At 59.4% G+C, this 679-nt stretch carries 1 protein-coding gene; it reads right to left on the reverse strand.

Annotated features, from left to right (window positions below; translation table 11 throughout):
- Positions 1 to 118: 118 nt before the first annotated feature.
- Positions 119 to 679: precorrin-8X methylmutase (locus NW819_RS11260; protein WP_414413795.1), on the reverse strand; the 561-nt coding region annotated here is incomplete at its 5' end.

Here is a 679-nt window from a genome sequence, read left to right on the forward strand (position 1 = left end):
GCTGCTGCTCGGCCCGCATTTCTTGGATTTGTTCTTGTTGTTGCTGAAGGTTGCGAATCAGCCACTCCTCTTGTTCTGGGGTCATGGGAAAGGTCTGAAGATATCCCTTCAATTCTAGTCAGTTGGGGATGGGATCCCGTTGAGCTGCCAAGAGAAGGGCATTGACAATGGCAGCAGCAACTGGGGATCCGCCTTTGCGGCCCTCCACCCGAATCTGGGGAACATCCGTTTGCGCCAACGCCTGCTTGGCCTCTTCCACCGCCACAAATCCCACCGGCACTCCGATCACCAAAGCCGGCTTGACCCGCTGTGCCTGAATCTCCTCCACCAAAGCCAGCAACGCGGTGGGGGCATTGCCAACGACAAACAGGGCTTCTGGATAGCGGCGTGCCAAGTTCACCATCCCATTGGCGGCGCGGGTTTGACCGGGCCAACGGGGCTCCTCCACCCAGTCCAAAGCACAGTAGAGGGGGATCCCTTGGGCTTTCAGACCTGACTGGATCCCAGCTGCCACCATCCTGACATCGACAATGACAGGCTGCTTTTGCCGTAGGGCTGCCAGGGCGTGTTCAACGGCGTTGGGGCCGAAGAAAAAGCGATCCCGCAGCTCAAAGTCGGCAGTGGCATGAATGGCACGGCGCACCACCTCATAAGGGATCCCTTGCCAGGGGTGGGGGCC

Origin of the sequence: Synechococcus sp. R8-2, assembly GCF_047461715.1 — a bacterium.
Taxonomy (GTDB): domain Bacteria; phylum Cyanobacteriota; class Cyanobacteriia; order Thermostichales; family Thermostichaceae; genus Thermostichus.